The following is a 20287-nucleotide window of genomic DNA, read 5'->3' as shown; positions in this document are numbered from 1 at the left end:
CATTGATTGCAAATAATGGTTGTTCCCTTGTTAAAATCATTCCCTTATAAAAGTAACGCAGTATAAATTGCTTTTAAACCAACCCGTTGGGCGTTTCACAGGCGCTTACTCTCATCGTTGTTACTTCATAAAAGGGACTGCCATTGTTGCAAAGTAACGCCTTGATATTAAACACCTGTGAAACGCTGAAGTCTGCATCTTGAGGTGGCTTGGGTATAATCAGCTGACATGGCTAATAAATACCCGTTCTAAAAGCTGTGTGTATATTTGCTCAACTTTTAGTAAGTCATTAATAGGCACATGCTCATTCACTTGGTGGATGGTATTATTTCTTACCCCGCATTCAATCACTTGGGTATAATCATTAGCAAAAAACCTCCCATCAGAAGTTCCGCCACTGGTACTTAATAAAGGATAACTGCCTGTCACATTAAAAATAGCTTGTTCAACTTGAGTCAATAAGCAGCGACGCGTTTGATGACTAGTATAAAAAGGCTCACACGGACGCTCCCATTCCACACTCAGCAAAGCTTGTAGATCGCCTAACGCGAATTGAATTTCATTTTTTATATCACTGCTTTTATAACCATGGCTATAACGAATATTAAATGTCATTTCACACCGTGCTGGCACCATGTTATCAACAACATTAGCAATATTAATCCCTGTTACTTGCAAGCTCGTATGTGAACTTGGCTCGTCACGCTGCCACGTTATACCAGCCAAACGCTTGATTACTTCTGCACTTAAATGGGCTGCATTTATGGTGTTTTCTGGATAAGCAACATGCCCTGCTTTGCCGTTGATCACTAACCGCGCAGACAGTGCACCTCGACGGCCATTTTTGATTGTATCACCAACATGCAAATGACTGGTTGGCTCACCGACAATGCAGCCGTCAAGTTTAATGCCTTGTTGCGCTAAACGCTCTGCAATCAGTAGTGAACCATATTCCGCCTCTCCTTCTTCATCAGAGGTGATCAGCCAGTAAAAAGTACCTTCTTTTGCAGCTGCGTTAGCCAGTAACGTACGACTAGCACATAACATGGCGGCAACGCCTCCTTTCATATCAGCAGCGCCGCGGCCATAAATAGCGCCATCAATAATAGCACCTGAAAATGGTTCTGCTCGCCACTGCTCACTTGTCGCGGGTACAACATCAATGTGCCCAGAGAATGCAACTAAAGGCCCATCTCCAAACTCTATTTTTGCTATAAGATTTGTTACGCCTTTATAGGTAAATTGATCGCACCTAAATCCTAAATTCGAAAGTTGATCATTTAGCCAGTCTATGGCGCCAGCTTGATTTGGGGTCACCGATTTAAATTTAATAAGCGTGCGTAGCCAGTCAACAACTTTAGGCTGCGCGTGTATTTTTAATGATGGGGTTCGTGCTAAAAACATATCAACACACAAAATGCAGTAAAGGTAGCTTTATTACAACTGTGTTTTATGACTGGGATATGTCAGTTTATAGAAATAAACATGACTGATTTATAAAACGAATAGAACACGCCTCAAGTCAATCATTATTATGATAAAGGCATCTAAACATTAATCTAAATCAAACAATCTTTTTAGATCCAATAATCTGCTTATAAACATTGATCTAGAACAGTTTCTTATTTCGAATTTACTTGATAATAGACTCAATTCAAAAAAAGTAGTTCTCGGAGAACAGCATGAAAAAACAACTTAGCGCAGCGTTATTCACCTCTCTTTTAATCGCGTCTCCTTTTGCCAGTGCAGATTTTAGCGTAAACGTAGGTGCTATAAACGTAAATCCTGATAATAGCAGCTCAGCAATCAATGAAGACTCAACTCTTGGTCTAAAAGGTGATTCTGATACACAGCTTGGTATTACTATTGATTATGCATTTAATGATAACTGGGTTTTAGAGTTAGTTGCTGCAACACCTTTCTCTCATGATGTTGACGGTACAGGTGGTTTAGCTGGCAATAAAATTGCTAATATTAAGCATTTACCACCATCACTTATTGCTCAATATCACTTTTTAGACAGTGCATCTGCATTTCGCCCATTCGTAGGTGTTGGTGTTAACTATACGGTATTTTTCGACGAACAACCTTCAGCGGCACTTAAATCAGTACTTGGCACTGACGATGTTCAAGTGAAGTTAGATGATTCATTCGGCTTTGTAGCACAAGCAGGTGTTAACTACATGTTTAATCAAAGCTGGGGATTGCATGCAATGGTATCTGTAATGGATATTGAGACTGATGCAACTGTCTACGCAAAAGGCGCACAGGCACTTACTTCAACCGTTAAAATTGACCCGGTTGTTGCAATGTTAGGTGTTAAGTATAAGTTTTAAATTTGTAGATACTAGGGCGTGTTGACCTTTTGTGATTGATTTTACAGCAGTATGTTTGGTATTTAGGCAAGGCAGAGCCTATGGTGTGTGGTTGTTCCCCATAAATAGGCAATAACGCAGCATAAATGCCAAACATGCGCTGCCCAAAGGGTTCTTCTTAGGGGCGATTAACTCTTTGTTACTCGCCTTTTACTTAGCCCACTAGGTTACAAACCTCGCGCCGCGATTAAATCGCCCCTAGGTTGAACAAATTTCAATCCACAAAGGTCAACATGCCCTAACAATATACTTTAAAAAGGCCTTTCGGCCTTTTTTTTTTCGTATTAAAATCAGCGAGACAAGTTAGTTACTTTTTTCTGTTCAAGCATTTCCTTCCAATGCATTATTTCTGGGGGCAAAATAGGTGCTACGCCATCAAACCCTGCAACCTCTAACATCTCTTCAACGCTAACAACGCCTTTTTTACGCTTAAACACCCCTCTAACATATGCAATAGCATGAAGGCCACGATCAGAGTGAAACTTCTGTTCTATATAGAAATATTTATGGTCCCAACCAACTAGTCGCGTACTCACTGTATAACGCTGCATCGGCTTGATATCACGAATATAAGTAATCGCAGTTGCATTGACGATGGGAAACCAGCGTTTTTTTAATATCGGCCCCAATAACCCCACCCTTTCAGTCATCCATGTTCGCGCCAAATCCATCATGGCTAAGTAACGAGAGTTTGTCAGGTGCAAATTAATATCACAATCAGTCGGTAACGCTTTGTAATCAATATCAACTGTATCTAAGAGCGGCTGATAAACACGATTACGTTTGATTTTAAAAAAAAGTAATAAAAGACGAAAATAGAGGTTCACAATTAAAGGTCTAACCAGTTAATAATACAACCGAGTGTAGCACAGCATCTTGCAATGGAGAATATTCTGCTCTAATCTCAAAGTTCACTATTTTTAAAAAGTACGCATCATTATGATTAAACCTGTCTTTTACTTAGGTGTTTTATTCACACTTTGTAGCAGCTATGCATGGGCTGATTTTGATTATCCAGGAGAAGGAAAGGTTAGCTACCCTACTGGTGTAGAAAAACCGTTTAAATTCGGCTTTGGTTGGCAAAAAAACAATGAGCAATTTACCATTGGAACTAAAAGTTACAATATGCAATTACCAGAATCATATTCCATTGCTATAACGCTTTCTAAAGATGAGCAGCAAATCTGGGTGCAAGAATTTAACAATGGTTTTATTGAAGGGTTTAACTGGAAAATAGGCGAGCACACTTTAGCACTTGAAAAACGTCAGTTTAAAGATCCTGTCAAAGGAAATTATGTGATTAGTTTAGATAATAAAAATTACTTTTTTGCTCGTAACAATATCAGCATAATGATTAAATTTAGCGAAGAAGGGATTGAGACAATCGCTATTGATGGCGTCACTAAAGACATGGGCACTAAACAATAGTGCCCATAAATAATTGCAAACTTACACTTTTACTGTTTTACGGTTAATACCATAATCACGTAATTTATTCGCAACAGCTGTGTGGCTTAAACCTAACCGTTTAGCTAGTTGACGTGAACTTGGGTAAGCTGGGTAAAGTTTACGTAATAACGTTGCTTCAAAGCGCTTTACCGCTTGATCTAAAGAGCCTTCAAAATCAGACTCTAAATAGCCCAAGTCATGTGTAAATGTGGGTAACTGAAGATGCTCTACACGTAGTTCATTGTCATCTAATAATGATACCGCGCGGTAAATCGCATTTTCGAGCTGACGCACATTACCCGGCCATGGGTAATCTTGCAAGAACGCTAAGCACTCAGCCGATAGTTCAGGTATAGCATGGCCATTTTGCTGTGCATATTTTTGAATAAAGTGCTCAGCCAATGGACCTACATCAGCCCTACGGTCTCTCAGTGGCGCTATTTCAAGTGTCAGGACGTTAATTCGATAATATAAATCTTCTCTAAACGTTCCCTCTTGCACCATTGCTGGTAAATCTTTCTGCGTCGCGGCAATAATGCGAACATTCACTTTCACTTCGTTCTCATCGCCTACTTTTCGAAATGTACCATCTTGTAAAAAGCGTAATAGTTTGGTTTGTAATTGCGTAGACATTTCGCCCACTTCATCCAAAAATACCGTACCACCATCCGCTTGTTCAAGCACACCACGTTTTGGTGCAGCATTTTCTTCGTAACCTGCATAGCCAAATAATTCAGATTCTGCTACATCATCAGGTAATGAAGCACATGACAATGCAATGAACGGCTTGACTGAACGATTTGACGCATAATGGCATGCACGCGCAAGCAGCTCTTTACCAGTACCTGTTTCACCGGTAATTAAAATAGGCGCTTCCAATTGTGCCATTTTACGTGCTTCACGCACAACTCGTCGCATTGCGGTACTAAAATTATGAATGGTTGCAAAACTCTCTTGCCCATAACGACGAAATGCGCTGACTTGCTGTCCCAACCGACTCTGTGATTTGATGTTGATTACAGCGCCCGCCAATACATCGCCTTCAGCACCTTGCGGCACTGCTATTGGTAAAATGTCAGCAATAAAATCTTCACCTGCAACTTCAACACGTGTTGTTTGGCCTAAAACTTCTTTCCCTTCCAGCCAGCGTGTAAAATTAAAGCCTTTTAATAGATTATTAATATTCGAGCCGAGAATCTCTTTTTCACTCAGCTGTAAGTCTTTACATGCGGCATCATTGCATAACCTAACCCAGCCTTTAGCATCAATAGATATAACGCCATCAGGTAACGCACGCAATAAAGTATTAAGTTCGTTATGCTCACGTTCAGAAGGTAAAAAAGCAGTAGTTCGAACATCTTTAACACCATCAATCAATCGTATTGATGGCATAATTTTTTGAAACTGTTCAAACTCAATCGGGGGGAAACTGACGTACATACGACAGTTCACTGAATCAACTTCAATACCTTTCAAATCAACTTGATAATTGACCAAAATATTAAGTATTTCTTGAGCAATACCGATGCGGTCTGCACAATGAATATCTAAACGCATTATATCCTCAAAAAAAGAGACATTTATATATCACGGATAATACGCGAACTCCTCTAGAGAGGATAGTCAATTGTAAAGATATTTGGACAAGGCTGAAATAAATAATCTAAACATGGCCGTTATTGAATAATAAATACTATAATTTAGGATTGAACAAATTAAAAAATATCAAATGTTTGGCTGGTTGCTAATACAACTATACATTCCGTATAATGAAAACGTGCTAGACAATGTAACTAGAGTGATAATGAGGTCAGTTTGAAATTAAATATATCCAAATATCTTGTGCTACTGTTAACGATCAATATCGCTGGCTGTAAAGTCGAAGATCCTTACGACGCAGGAGAAACACAAGCTCAACAAACTGAAAGTCAAAAAAGAGCCGAGCATTTAAAGCAAACATTTACAGGCTCAATGACTGTTAAGAATGAGCAAGGGCAAATTTTAAGTGATATTACAGTGAGCTTTGCTAGCCAGAATTATCAAACTGACGCTAATGGACAATTCACTTACAACGAAATTGCTTTTGGTAACCACCGACTAGTAGTAAGCGACTCAGGGTATTTCCCACTCGCTGCAACAATCACAGTTACAAAAAACGGTAACAACCAAGACATTACCTTAAGTAGCAAGAGTAGTAATACTGTTAGCTTACTGTTTGCTGGTGACACTATGTTTGGGCGTCGTTTCCTCGATCCATCACTTGCAACTATGACAGCTAACATTCCCGATATTGAGGGTGCCCTTATCCGTCCAGCGACAGCTGCTGAAAATGCACAGTATCTAACACAGTTTGTGGGCTCTTTTTTCCAAGCTGCCGACTTCACATCTGTTAATTTAGAGTCACCAGTGACAGCATCACCTGAAACACCTCATCCAACAAAAGAATTTAGCTTCTTTTCTCTTCCTGAGACCCTTGCAGGAATAAAATCAATCGGCGTAGATTATGTCGCATTAGGGAATAACCATGTCTATGACTTTTTAGATGATGGCCTTAACGATACGCTAACTGAAGTCGCTAATGCAGGGATTGCCAACAGTGGCGCGGGTAACGATATACAAAGTGCCTATCAACCTGAGTATATGGATGTAGGCACCGTTAAACTGGGGCTTTTTTCAGCGACATCGATCACAGGTAAAGAACATGCTATTACCTACGTTACTGACGAAACCAAAGGCGGTGCAGCCGATTTAACAGAATCAGAATTGGTTGAAATGTACCTTGATGAAGCTGCTAATAATAGCGATTATGTAATAGCCCAAATGCACGGGGGCGATGAATATAGCTATGAACCAAGCAACTATATAAAAAGTCGATTTAACTTATTGTCAAAGCAAAAAACTAATTTGATTATTGCTCATCACCCGCATATCGCCCAAGGATTTTCTGTGTTCAATGGTGTCCCCGCCATTCTTGGTCTTGGTAACTTTGTCTTTGACCAAGATAGGTTAGATACCTTATTAGGTGTGGCTGTATTAGTACATGTTAACAAAGATTCATCGCCAATGACTGAGCGTGCATATGCATACCCTATTTATGTGGAGGGGTATCAACCTAAATTCATTAATGGCTTTTTAAGCGATTATTTATTACGCCGCTTAGCCGAATTTTCAGATGATAACATCACACTTATCCCAAGAGATGGCTATGCAGACGTATACTTTGCAAAAAACCAGGCCAGCAGCTCTTCATATACTCAAACAGTCACAATAGCAGCAAATCAATCAATTATTGACCTACGTGATTATGCCCCATCAAGCAAATCATTCTTAACTAAGATTGAACTTATATCTGGTGCAGCCCCTTCAAATATTAGATTTGGTCGCGATGTTATGGTTTTCGGGGATTTTGAAGATTGGGACAATGACGATGAGCAATTGGAAGTTGCACGCTGGGATCATACTGGTGATAGTGTGACACCTTGTATTAGCCAAGCAAGAAATGGCCAGCAAGGCTTGTGTTCATCACGCACTCAGTTTGACAATACACCTTCTATTATTCCTTTTCGCCAAACAATCCGTGCAATGGAGTTACCAAATCTAGAAAATGAAATGAGCGTGTTTAAGGATTTTAGTTTATTTGGTTATAGCAAAGCAGATAATGCAGGCAAGCTCGATGCTAAGTTAGTAATTACAACAGCTGAAGATGGTCTAGAGTTTTCAACACAATATATAAGCATTCAGCCAGCGGGTAGCCACACTTGGCAAGCGTTTAATTATGATTTTACACTCCCATCGGATGATTTAACATTAGGACCAGAAAAGTTACCTGCAAGAGGAATAAAAGTCACTTTTAACCACTACCCTCCTGAAAAAGATGAGGCTAATCTAGCGCTTGATGATGTTACCATGATTTCTTGGCAAACCAAGCTTGAGTTAACAGAGGGGGTTTGGCAAACTAATAGGATGCATGGTTTTGATTTTATAAACTTAAATTCAAATGACCCACTCACTTTTAAGCTCACTTTCAGTACGCTTGACTAATTTTACTACCCTAGGATTTATAGTGGCTTTTAAACAACAATTTTTTCTATTAAAGAACCAACGAACATTCTGGCTAATTTTAAGTTTATTTATTATTGTAATAGTAGCAAATACATTATCATTGTTTCATTCAGCCAATGCTTTTTTTTACAGTAACTTAGCACAGCTAACGCACAGCCAAAAAAGTAATGTCGTTATTATAGAAAGTGAGCATTTGAGCCGTGATCATAATGTTTTAGTTGAGCAACTATTAACATATAATCCAAAAGCTGTTGTTGTGCTCGCAAATGAGCAGTTAAGCTACTTTAAGTCTGAAGGACAAGGACCTGAACAAAAGGTATTTTATCCTCACCCTAATAACGCATATTGTCTGCCAGCTATTTCTGATTGGTCAGGCTATAACGTTGAATTAGTAGCCATGTCTAAAAGTTTATGCAAACCTGTGTGGCCAGCATTATTTAGTGATCTTGATTTAGACAATAATTTACTAATAAATTTTTCGTTATCTCCTTCGGCTTTACCTAAGTTTACAGCAACACGCTTGATGACTATGGATATAATGGCAAGCCAGTTAGAAGAGAAGGTTGTGATTATTGGCCAAACAAATGTGGGATTAGGGGTAACGCTTAATGCGCCAAAACTACAACACTCATCTAATTATTTATTACTAACAGCTTATATTGCAGATACGCTAAATAAGAACAATGCTGTGGTCATGCTTTCGAAACTACAAAGTACATTTTTGTTACTAGCCATTGCGTTTTTACTTTTATTTGCATTTCAAAAGCTCTCAATAAATTACAGCATATTTTTAGTTTTAACCCTTATAGCTAGTTGGTTTACTCTTGGCTATTTCACATTAATTCTACAACAACTATTTTTACCTGTTGGTCAAATGAGCATCCTTACTCTGTTTTCTCTACTGTGGGTGATTTTGGTCAGGAAACTAAACGAAGATAGTCAATTAATCAGCCTGATAGGTAATATTCAGCAAAAGATGGCTGGCCGTTATCTGCCAAAATCATTTACCTTACAAAGTAGCCCATGGGATGCCATTATCCGCTTGGTCAATCAACAACTCGCATTAAACAAATCTATATTTCTGGCCCGCAAAGAAGGTGACCATAGACTAAGCGAAATTAGAGCGGTGAACTGTCAGTTAAGCGATATTAAAGAAATGCGCCGAGACTATAAGCGAGAGCCCTACTCTGAAGCCTTAAAAGCATTTGGCGTAATCCCTATCGACAGACCTTTTTTTGAAAACATTGAAGACGGTGAAGTCCAATATATTGTGCCATTAATTTATGCTGGTGATGTACGTGGTTTTTGGGCTATGACTGTAACCCCAGATGAAAATTTTAATCAGCAAGCATTTGAAAAAAACGTAAATGCGTTCGCAGCTCAAATTGGCGAGTTACTATTTCATTATCGTATTTTTGAATCGCAAACGGATGCAAATAATAGCGCGCTTTCTCAGTTATTAACTTTGCGCCTTAAAGAACCTTTAAGCCAACAAGTAAAAGTATCAATTGCCGAGATGGAGCAAAAGCTAACGACTTTAGAACATGTTTTCAACAACATACGCTCAGCGACGGTATTGTTTAACTTGTTTGGCCAAGTAGTACAAATAAACCAATCATTAGAAAAACTAGCAACAAAACATCAGTTTTCAATATTTGAAATGACCGCTCTGGATTTATTATGTTTAGTGACAGATCTTGACCTTGAAGCTGCTAAAGGAAAACTGCGTTTTATTACATTACAAAAAGGTGACATCTATCTCGAGGCACACCTTGATAATAAAACGTATATTTTAAATGTTAGAGCAATGGATTCAGCCAATGTGCAAAGTGCATCTGGGGAACCTTTTCAAGTGTCTGGCATTTTGTTTGAATTTATCGATCTTGCCTTTTTCATAGAAAAAATGCCCAACAGTAAACAATTATGTGACTCGATAAATGAACAACAAAAGTGTTATGTGCAAAGTTTAGCGGAGCAAACTAACTAGTGGGCGATTTTATTTTACAGCTCTTTCCTGCTGGTGGCGGACTTGGTCAGTCAGTAATTACCACTGTTTGGATTGGTATTACCGTTGTTTGTTTTCTAAATTTACGATTTGGCTTTCCCTTAACGGGCTTAGTAGTACCAGGTTATTTAGTTCCATTACTGATCGTCAGCCCCACCTCTGCAGCCGTAATTTTAATTGAAGCCATCGTTGTATATGGCATTATGCTATTTTTTGCTAAATACATCATGGAACGCTTTGGCTATGCTGAAATGTTCGGTCGAGATCGATTTTTTGCCATCATACTCATAAGTATTCTTGTACGTGTTGTCATGGATACGTTATTTTGGCCACTTATCGCAGGTGTATTGAGCGGCTGGGATATCACCTTTGATTACTCTTCACAGCTCTATTCCCTTGGTTTAGTTATTATTGCGCTAACAGCGAATGTAATGTGGAATGGCGGCTTTAAATATGGCATGAAGGTCACTATTGTCCAACTTGTAATTACCTTCTTATTGGTGCGTTTTGCATTAATGCCAATGACTAACTTTAGTATTGCCAACTTGGCGATTATGTATGAGGCCGTAGCGGCGTCAATTATAGCAGCGCCTAAAGCCTATATCATATTGGTCATTACAGCCTTTATCGCCTCTCGCGCCAATATTAAATATGGCTGGGAGTTCAATGGCATAATGCTTCCTGCATTACTTGCATTGCAATTAATGCAGCCAACAAAATTACTCACCTCATTTGCTGAAACCGCCATTATTTTGATTATTGGCGCATCTCTATTGAATTTTACTCGCTTGCGTAATGCCAATATAGAAGGTGCTCGTTTACTGTTGTTTTTCTTCAATATTGGATTTATTTACAAACTACTTCTAAATTATTTCTTAGTTCATTATTACCCCGAAGTAAAAGTAACAGATGCGTTTGCCTTTGGTTATATGCTCTCAACCTTATTAGCGCTTAAAATATATCAAAAGAGCGCCTTAGGATTAGTGATCCGCGCAACTTTTCAAACCTCTATAATAGGGGGAGCACTTGCGATTGTGATTGGGTTCATAATCATGTTTGTCCCTTCATTATTTGTAGATACAGGTATTAAAGAACTTTCTTCAAATCAAAAGATAAGTACTTTAAACCAACAAATTAGTGAATATAAGAGCTACTTATACACAGAAAATAAGGGGCCAATCGAAATAAGTAGCTATCAAGCAAGTCAAAATAAAACCAAGTTTAAACAAGCTATTTATGAAATAAATAAAGCACCAGACTCATCTGAAAACTTAGCTAAAGTAGAGCAAATGCTCGCTAAGCTAGATTTTCAACTGCAGTTTGATGAAAAGTATATATATATCCGCGATGCCCGAAAAACATCACAAAGAGGTTTATTCGTCATCTCCCGACAGCCAAAATCTGGCTTTATTGTGACGGTCCCCTTCCCCACATCTGAAAGCTTAGCAAGTGATTCTGCTGGCCTTATTTTTTCTCATTTCAGCAGTAGCGCATTAGTCTTTGGTACAAGTTCAACACCTAGTGCTGAACTTTCACATAACAATGAGCAAAGCCCCTACTACCTTGCCTTTATTGAGGCTATGGATATAGAACAACTGTTTCAAGTGCGAGAAGTAAATGCAAGAACAAGCCGCCTGTTAGCAAAAACAACCATAGGTGCAACAAGCCAATATTGGATTTACAACCAACTGCCAAGTTCTTTAAGTCAGCGCTTAATTCAACAACTACTAGGGTACGAGGAAACATTCTTTGGACAAGCAACAAGCACTTCGTTGCCTCAAAATGGCTTTGACGGTCAATTGTTTGAAGCCTTTCTTAACAGTGATAATTACACAACATTATTGTCTAACATTTCTCGCGATAATGAGCTCGATGCAGAAAATGCAATTAACTACTCGGAGCAATCTCTCACTGACGTTGTTGATTTTAATTCACACTATATTACAGCTAAAGGTAGTGGCGACTATCTCCCTCTGTCGGTTAACCAAGCTGCACTTTGGGAGTTTGAAATTCTTCGTCCTTTGTACCGTATTAAAGTAGATTTAGCGGGTCAAAATATTGATGAGGACACCATTAACCAACTAAACCAAATTAATGCCACGACTAGGTTGCTAGGTTATGAGCTTACACTTATTACCAATCAGCAAGGGCGTTTTTTAGTCATCGCGCCGCAGCCGAACAGCCCCGCGACTAAGCATGGTCAAGGGTTTTACATATTAAACCTAAACAATAGCGAGCAATTAAATATTGCAGTCCCGCGACCTATTTTTGAAAGTAATACACTGAAATTTGCGGCGCAATTATTTGCCAACAGTAAAGCCGAACATCTACTAATAGCCGGTGCGCACCCTTACGCTCACCCAAAAGCAAATGTTTTAGCGCCAAATAATGTTGATTCATTATTTAATGTAGTGCATCAGAGTTATTTACGATTTGCTGCTAATGACGTTATATTGAATTTACAGTTAAGAAGTCACAGCGCACCATCTTGGATAAGACCAACTGCGTTGGCCTTTCAATTTACACATTCAAATGGGACTCATCAAAATCTACTTAATACGCTTGATACTAATTTAAAAAATCTTGCTGTAAGCTATCAAGTAGTACATGGTCAAACTGTTACTCGAGGTTTAGAGCTCGGCACTTCGCCACAATCAGGGTATCAGCTATTTGCTCCAAATAGTGAGCTTGCAACCCTATGGTTAGCTTCTGACTTTAAGCAACAATTTTCTGTGAATCAACAAAGTTTAGTCCAGCGTTTATTAGCTATTTCTAACGAGCCAACAGTAAAAGTGATGAACATAACAACACTATCACCCGCTGATTGGAAAACGTTAACACCTCAGTTAAAAAATGATTTCACTCATACTATCCAGCGTTATTCCAGCTCACAAAACTTAACGGTGTTAGCACAAATGTGTGCTCAATTAACAAGCTGCCAACTTCAAACGATTGAGTTTGAAGGGCGTAAAGAATACGCATTAGCAATTAAACAACAAGGTAAGTTATTGGCCATCTTCAACCCAGTTACAAATAGATTAACTGACCAAAAACGTTTTAACACTATGATGAGTGAGGGTGCGTATGCAATATATTAAGCAACTCTTAAAATTACTTATCTTGCTTCCTCTTTTAGTTGGTATTGGGTTTTCTGGATTTAGTTTATATATTTGGTTAGGCTCAGCAGAGCCAACAAGTGTTCGCTCTGAAGATGAAACTCGTTCGAATGTGCAATGGTTAAGTAGCGATAAAGCGCTTGTTTTTTCTTTTTCACCATCAAGAACACATTCGATTAGAGTCTTATCAAATGCTATTTTTGCACAACAGTTAAGCCTTGATAAACCAGTAAATTACGCAATTGAATATGCGTTTATTGATCAACAAAAGCAGGTTATCAGTTCACATATTTATCATCATGCATCAAAGCTCACTCCGTTAGAAAATGAGTTTCAAGTAAAACAAATAATTGAAGATCGCCAAGCCCTTACCGTTGCATCAGGACAGTCATTTTACATTAGCCCTGAGCAGCTTAAAAATGTTGCAGCCATTTCCCTAAAGCTTATCCCTGAGGATACTCAGGTGATGGGAGTGGTTGTTCGAGTACATGCTAAAACACTTAATGACAATCAAGATAAGAACAGTACGTGGCTTAAATTACCTTTAGAACGAAGAGAGCGCGCCACAGAATATCACAGCATTGGTGCCAATGCGTTATCCATGAAAGAGATATCAAATGCCGTTACTTACTCATGGCTTAAGCTTGCCCCACAAGGGATACCTAGCATTGATTTCAAGTCAGATATTTTATACGAAACATTACCGTACAATGTTGTAACTTATGATTTCTCGAGCCAGCAATTAAATTTAGGTGACTATTATACCGACGCATCTTTGTGTGCGAGTATTACCTTAGGTGAACCTGATACCCTGCATTTCACAAAAAGTGCAGCCATTACTCCTATCCTAACGTGGTACGACTTAAATCAGTATTTACCACCAAAACGAGTGGTTGTTGAACAAGATGCTAATAAACCACTCTCTTTTACAACTGAACCACTGGCTGCTGGTCTAGTTACTATTTGTAGCCAAGAACCGCTATTAACTACTTGGTCACTTGTCTCTCAACAAGAGTTGACGACAGCACAAGATAGCTATTATTTGATAAGCGAACCAATGAGCGCACGCTACGATGTTGAACCTAACAGCGATCTAGCAATTGAATTAAGATCAGCAACACGCAACGCAGTTACAGTTTCTGTGCTTGATCAGTCGAACCAAGTTATTGATGACTTCGAAGTGTACTATGATGGTGGAATATCTGCATTCGATCGAGTAATTTTAGACAGCACACAACGCCAGCAAGTAGCACAAGCTAAAACCTTTTATTTACGTGTTGGGAAAAATGCTGCAGCTATCAAAATAAACTCAAAGCATGACGCATTAGTAAGAATAAAATCTCGTAATAGCCTGTTTAACTATCAACGTACGGTATGTCATTTGAATTGTTTTGAAGATGAGACGTTTCATAACATAGCGGCTTGGTATGAACAACAAGCAAGTAATCACTATATATTTAGTGAAAAAGAGATGCTGGTAAATATTCGTGTGTTTGCAGCTCCACCTGAAATAGAACAAAAAGACACCTTTTATCAATCTAGTGATCTTTCAAAACAACTTAGTTTATCAAATGTTGCTCTTGTATATAGTCCTGATAAATACTTTTTGGAGCCAACAGAGCCATCTCAATTTCACTTTGCAAAAATGAATAACAAACAACTAATTCAAAAATCAACCAATATAAAAAGTACAACACCGGCAAGTATTATTTATCAACTAAACAAAAATACAGCGAAAGAAATTGATTTAAAAGACACAGATTTTGAGCAATTAGCACGCGTTGAAGACAGCTCAAAAACCATTTATCAAAACTGGCAAGGCGAGCGTCCTTGGATAAAACAAAGGTTATATAAATTAACTGCCAATAAAGCGGTTACTTTAAACTACCCCACATTACGCCCGAAAAGTGTTGTGGTTAAAATTTATAGTAACAAAGAAAATGACGATGTCGTTTTGAATTTATCACAGCACGCAAAATATTTTAGTGGTCTAAAAGAAGAATATAGCATTGCTAAAAAGCGCTACAGATTACTACCAAGTAGCTTAAGTGAGGCCTTTTTAATACACCCAAAAGATAGCCGTCTATATTCATACCCAGCCATTACAAATCAAATTACGGCGGATATACAAGCAATACACAGCATTCGAGTCACTACAGATAAAGATGTTTGGGTTGCTGTCTTAGAAGAATACTCTAAGGAAGAAGTAAAAGTCAGGTGGTGGAATGATGACTCTTTATAATACCCTATTCCCATTCGTCACACTTCTGGCTATGAGCTTTTCAACATACGCCAAAGAACCTGATAATTATGCTAGTTTAAAAAAACAACTTAGTACTTGGTTAGCAAGTTCGAATGTAGTTTATGCTGATTTTACTATCTCTCAGCCCGTTACTATCACTACTAATGATAAACTGGCGGCAGGAGGGGAAGTAAAATTCAAAGCATCTGGCAAGCAATGTGTTGCCTATGCTCCGCACCGTTTTTATGATATCCATACTTATCGTATTGCACTGGCACTTTTTGAACACTGCCAAGTTTTTTTAGCAAATACAGTTCACAGGAACACACCTAATTTGAAAGGTCAGAAAACAGATTTGGGGAAGTATCGCTACAGTACAACAAATGCATTTATTGATGTTTATAGCCAAACAGTAGACACATTTACCATTTACCAAATTCATGGTTTTGATGCCGCCAAACGACGCACTAAAGAAGCTCTCAATGCTGATGTGATAATCAGTAGAGGAAATAAGTACCCTAACGATAAAATTAAACAAATGAGCCAATGCTTAGTACAAAAGCTGCACTTGAATAGCGTTATTTATCCTATTGAAGTGAAAGAGTTAGGGGGCGCTAAAAACATATTAAATACTGTAGCGCCACGCAACAGTCATTTTTTTCATATTGAGTTAAGCAATACATTGCGCGCTCGCCTTATAAAACAGCCAACTTTAATGAGTCAATTTAACACATGCATTACGCTATAGTTGCTTTAATCTCTAGTTTGTTATTGATGGTTAGCTCATTAAGCTTAGCCAGCAATGATAATATTTTAAAATCCCCATATTGGTTGAACGTTCAGCCTAAGTTATTGCTCGCTCAACAACAGCAGAATATGTATTTCGAGGCAAAACAGAGTCATTATTTATGGCTTGAAAAAGGTCAATGGCTCGAACTTGAAAATGATACATTTAGCTCATTTATTTATAGTTCTGGCACAAGTCAAATAGCACAGCAAAGACTTAACCAACGACGCGATTTTATTTGTGAACAAGATAAATGTCAGTTACCAAGCACCTCGTATAATCGCGTAATAAAAATATCAAATCATCTTGATGACGCTGAATACCTGTCAGTCATGGTCGGTGAAAAAAATAGACATAAAGATAGCTTTCGTCGTGCAATAAAACTGCCAAGGCAAGCAACTCGTTTGCGTTACGGCCAAAATGTCGAACACTATTACCATTTTAAAGCCGGGGATACCGTAAAGCTGTTTTTTCAAAACGCAAAAAAACTAAAAATAACTGTTCGAAAAGACCTATTAAATAAAGATATTAACGGTAAAGTATATGCTTATATTAATGACCAGCCAGCTGCTATCGTCGGCGTTTTAGCTAGTCGTGCAAGTGAGTTTCACAAGCCACACATTGGGTTAGCTAACACTGAATACCTCGCAGTGGGTAAAGGTGAATATTTAACACTAAAAAGCGAAACTGACGCATATATTAAACTTGAGCAGAACCATCGCGCTATATACGACGACCTTGCTATGGATAAACAACAAGAGGCGTTATTTCAACCATACTGGGTTAATAATCTAAACAATACGCTAACACAAATTTATCAGCAGCGTGATCTATCACTTCTCGACCCGCAAGTTTATCGCCATAGTGACTTATTGGCTCAACGTCGTTATCTAGATCTACTCAAAACAATCAGTACATCTGACTACCTACTCCCACTATCAAATGAAAGTGATAGTTTCACAAGTTACTTTAAACACTTTGATAGTCTAAGCGGCGTACGCTTAGTTGACGATATTGGCTACCCAATTTTAACCGAAGAGTATGCACAAGTTCATCAACTGGCACATCAAAAACACTTTTTCTCTCTCGATGCAAAACAACGAGTGAAGCAAACTATTACTTTCCATGCAAGAAGTGAAGTTGATACTCAACTGTTAGTGAAAAGTGGTAACCAACAATGGCAGTTAAATTTATTAAAAAGTGAGAACTTTGCAACTTTTGAATTAAATATACCACTGACAGCATCTGGCATCAGTATTCAAAATTTGCAGCAGCAAAGACACCCTATTGAGTATGTGTTACAAAGTGATAGATTGTTAGATTTACCAAATAACGAACTACTGTATGCACAGCCTGGTCTGCTAACAACAAAAAGTAAGATTATAGACTCTTTAATAAAGCAGCAGCTAACGCAAGCAGGAGACGAGTTTTTATCAACACTAGTCCCTTATAACCCTGTACTTGAACCTAATAGCTTTACATCATTTGATTCGATGCATTGGCAGCACCAGCTTGGAGAAGCGCAGTATTTAGCCAAAACAGATCCACTGCAAGCACTGCTAGTTACTAAAAAATTAGTCTCAGTCCCTAGCGTTGAAATTGCAATTAAAGCATGGCAATTACGCATTGCTATATTGATCAAGCAAGGCAGAACCATTTTAGCTAAAAGTTACCTTGAGGGCCTATTTAAAAGCAGTGATAAACCAGCATTAAAACACTATGCCGGTGGCGAACTCCTTAAACAATACCAAGCGTTAGGGCAAGATTATAAACTACAAGGTTTATGCGCTAATGCACTCACTGAACTACCTGCATGTCGTAACATAACCATTGATTTAGCTATCAAGCAGCAAAAGAACTTATTTGCATTATGGCTCAGCCATGACTTAACGGCCAATGATGAATTAAACAGTAGCTTTAAACGTCTTAACTGGCGTGATTACAATAACACGCAAACACAGCAACAACTTATTTATGGCGTTGAGCATAGTGGACAGCAAACATTAACGAGTTCTGCTGCTATATTCCAAGCTTTTACGGTTACCCGCACGCAAGGAATAACATTTAAAGCTATAAATCAGCCAATGACAATTGCATTGCGAGCTCGAAGTGAAAGTGTTCAAAATGGGCAATATAAAATGAGCTGGTTATACACCAGTCAGGGTAAGCAGCAGTCTTTATTGCCTATATTTTCTGACGTTAGTTCTACCACCGCTTTAAAAAACAGCGGTGAATTATTATCTATCGCCTCAGAAAGTTTACTCACTCTAAAGGTTGGTGAATCGATCAGGTTAACCAGTGATCACCCTACGTTTGTCACTTACAAAATAATTCCTGCGCCGTTAGTAACTAGCTTTAACTATCAAAACATGGCAACCCCTCACTATTGGCAGACACCATTTATGTCATTGCTGTATGACTCTAGTGTGGATTTAAAGAGCCTTTTAAATAATACGTTATTCAAATTAGCTGAAAAAACATTAAGCATAAACGAGTTCACACAAGTGCTCGCCAAAGTACATGCTTTGAGTTTGCCTATCGAACTGGAGTCTTTATATTCACGTGTACAAAGCTACGGTGAGTGGGAAGCCGTACCTGAATATGAGGATTTTGCAGGTACGCAACTAATCGCTGTAGACTCATTAAGTCAAGCAAGTTATAGCGACCAGCTCGCTCGTGCAAGTAGTCAAGAAGGATTTAATAACGGCTTAGTGCTGCGTCCTTTACATAGTATGTATATAGATTTAAGCCAAACACGCTCGCAACAACTTAGACTAAACTTTAACTTTTCGTCGGCAGAGTTATCTCAAGGTAATATTGCTAACGTGGCGCTAAACTTAGGTGATTCAGAAAAAACATGGTCTGTGCAACCCGATAAAGTCACTTCTTTTGGCTTTAATAAATCAGAGTTAAATGACAGTGTGATCTCATTACGCTGGCTAAACCCTTACCTTTCACAAATTATGACAGTAAATGCACAAGAGTACCGTGATAATACATGGCAGGATCTCCCGCTTGCAAACAACCTGTTGTTTTATACCGTATTGCCTGATGCACATTTGATAGCGAAATTACCAGCAGATAGGCTAGTTAAGCTTGAGCAAATGCAGTTAAACATTGGTGAGGAACAAGTTGCTCAGCGTACCGAGCGTACATTTTTCCATCCTGCTGGGAAAGTTGAAGTGAGTACTGATAAGCTTAAATACGTCCGTCTTTATACATGGCAGCTGAGTAAAAGCAATCATAAAATATCGAATTATAAAGCGCCGACAAAAGTTGAAAAACAGTCGATTGTTTATCAACTGCCTGAGTCTGAAAAATCGCTACAAACTGAAGTCGCACGTTTTTCTCCAGATGATCTTAGTTGGCAGGCTTTTATAAATTATGATCGCCGCGGTATATTTGAATCCAGTGAAGATATAGCAACGCAAAATAACATTGATGTTGGCGCGCGTTTTCGTTTAATCAGCGATGAGAATTGGTATCGTCTCGATCTAAGTTACTCAATAAGCGAAAGCGATAAAGATACCATAGCAGTTGATATGTATCACTCTTGGCAAGATCATGACAGCCCTTGGTACGTCGATAGCGCATTAAAAACGCGGTGGCAGCCATCAACACAAGGAGCTGATAGCCAATATAGTGTCAGTACCTCTGTACAGGTTGGTCAAATTTGGCGCATAGATGAAAGTCATCGTCACCAATGGCAAGTAAGCCCCTTTTATAACTATAGCAGTGCAAATATAGATGATTTATTACTTGATCCAACTCTAAGCTCTGATATTTATAGTTTCTATCGCGAAGATCACCCATACGGTTGGCGTGGCGAATATCAATACCGTTATCAGCCATGGGTTGACAGCTATTTTAACTTCTTAGCGGGTAGCACATCTAATTCTGATTGGACCAGTCTAGACAGCTTGCGCTTTGGGACATCGTGGACTCAATACTATCAAGGTCATATTTTTCAAGCAGGACTTACCAGTTATTATAAATTTGCTGATAAACACAGACCAAATAATACCTGGCAATACATCACGAGTCTTGGCTGGCGTAAACAGGTTCCACTTGGAAGCCTATCACAAGGTTGGGTTAAATTACGTTGGGATCAAGACTGGTTTAGAAATGACCATAATATCAGTTTAGAATTTTCTACGGGTAACCTTGATAGCACTGGTTTTGAGGTTTTCTCTCATGACGAAATTATTTTTGAGTCGCTGCAACTCAATCACTTTTTAGAGCAAAATTAAT

At 38.5% G+C, this 20287-nt stretch carries 11 protein-coding genes; 8 read left to right on the top strand and 3 right to left on the bottom strand.

The features are described from left to right. Positions 1–219 precede the first annotated feature (219 nt). On the bottom strand, positions 220–1404 hold the full coding sequence (gene dapE, locus HH219_RS15740; RefSeq protein ID WP_169328014.1) for a succinyl-diaminopimelate desuccinylase: 1185 nt from the start codon (positions 1402–1404) through the stop codon (positions 220–222). Between the two features lie 278 nt (positions 1405–1682). Between dapE and HH219_RS15735 the strand changes: the two genes are divergently transcribed. Further along, on the top strand, positions 1683–2336 hold the full coding sequence (locus tag HH219_RS15735; protein ID WP_054205124.1) for an OmpW family outer membrane protein: 654 nt from the start codon (positions 1683–1685) through the stop codon (positions 2334–2336). A 329-nt stretch (positions 2337–2665) separates the two neighbouring features. On the opposite strand, the gene HH219_RS15730 is transcribed toward HH219_RS15735, so the two are convergent. Then, positions 2666–3202, bottom strand: coding sequence for a thioesterase family protein (locus HH219_RS15730; protein ID WP_054453304.1), 537 nt, complete (start codon positions 3200–3202; stop codon positions 2666–2668). Between the two features lie 112 nt (positions 3203–3314). On the opposite strand from HH219_RS15730, the gene HH219_RS15725 reads away from it, so the two are divergent. Next, positions 3315–3803, top strand: coding sequence for a hypothetical protein (locus tag HH219_RS15725; RefSeq protein WP_054205122.1), 489 nt, complete (start codon positions 3315–3317; stop codon positions 3801–3803). Positions 3804–3824: 21 nt separating this feature from the next. On the opposite strand, the gene tyrR is transcribed toward HH219_RS15725, so the two are convergent. Further along, positions 3825–5381, bottom strand: a complete 1557-nt coding sequence (gene tyrR / locus HH219_RS15720) for a transcriptional regulator TyrR (RefSeq protein ID WP_054205121.1) — start codon at positions 5379–5381, stop codon at positions 3825–3827. Positions 5382–5639: 258 nt separating this feature from the next. Between tyrR and HH219_RS15715 the strand changes: the two genes are divergently transcribed. The 6 genes from HH219_RS15715 to HH219_RS15690 are packed head-to-tail and all read left to right on the top strand — an operon-like array spanning position 5640 to position 20286. Continuing rightward, complete coding sequence (locus HH219_RS15715) at positions 5640–7865, top strand: CapA family protein (RefSeq protein WP_249118538.1); 2226 nt, start codon at positions 5640–5642, stop codon at positions 7863–7865. Positions 7866–7887: 22 nt separating this feature from the next. After that, positions 7888–9873, top strand: coding sequence for a hypothetical protein (locus HH219_RS15710; RefSeq protein WP_169328013.1), 1986 nt, complete (start codon positions 7888–7890; stop codon positions 9871–9873). Next, complete coding sequence (locus HH219_RS15705; RefSeq protein WP_169328012.1) at positions 9873–12989, top strand: poly-gamma-glutamate biosynthesis protein PgsC/CapC; 3117 nt, start codon at positions 9873–9875, stop codon at positions 12987–12989. The genes HH219_RS15710 and HH219_RS15705 overlap by 1 nt, the downstream gene beginning before the upstream one ends. Further along, positions 12976–15249, top strand: a complete 2274-nt coding sequence (locus HH219_RS15700) for a hypothetical protein (RefSeq protein WP_054205117.1) — start codon at positions 12976–12978, stop codon at positions 15247–15249. The genes HH219_RS15705 and HH219_RS15700 overlap by 14 nt, the downstream gene beginning before the upstream one ends. After that, complete coding sequence (locus HH219_RS15695; protein ID WP_169328011.1) at positions 15233–15997, top strand: hypothetical protein; 765 nt, start codon at positions 15233–15235, stop codon at positions 15995–15997. Before HH219_RS15700 ends, HH219_RS15695 begins: the two co-directional genes overlap by 17 nt. After that, entirely contained in the window at positions 15982–20286 is a 4305-nt protein-coding gene (locus tag HH219_RS15690; protein ID WP_211842159.1) for a hypothetical protein, read from the top strand. The genes HH219_RS15695 and HH219_RS15690 overlap by 16 nt, the downstream gene beginning before the upstream one ends. The last annotated feature ends 1 nt before the right edge of the window (position 20287 follow it).

Origin of the sequence: Pseudoalteromonas sp. NEC-BIFX-2020_015 (assembly GCF_012952265.1) — a bacterium.
GTDB classification, from domain to species: domain Bacteria; phylum Pseudomonadota; class Gammaproteobacteria; order Enterobacterales; family Alteromonadaceae; genus Pseudoalteromonas; species Pseudoalteromonas neustonica.
Note: the sequence above shows the minus strand (reverse complement) of the source record. Positions and strands in the feature narration are given on the sequence as shown.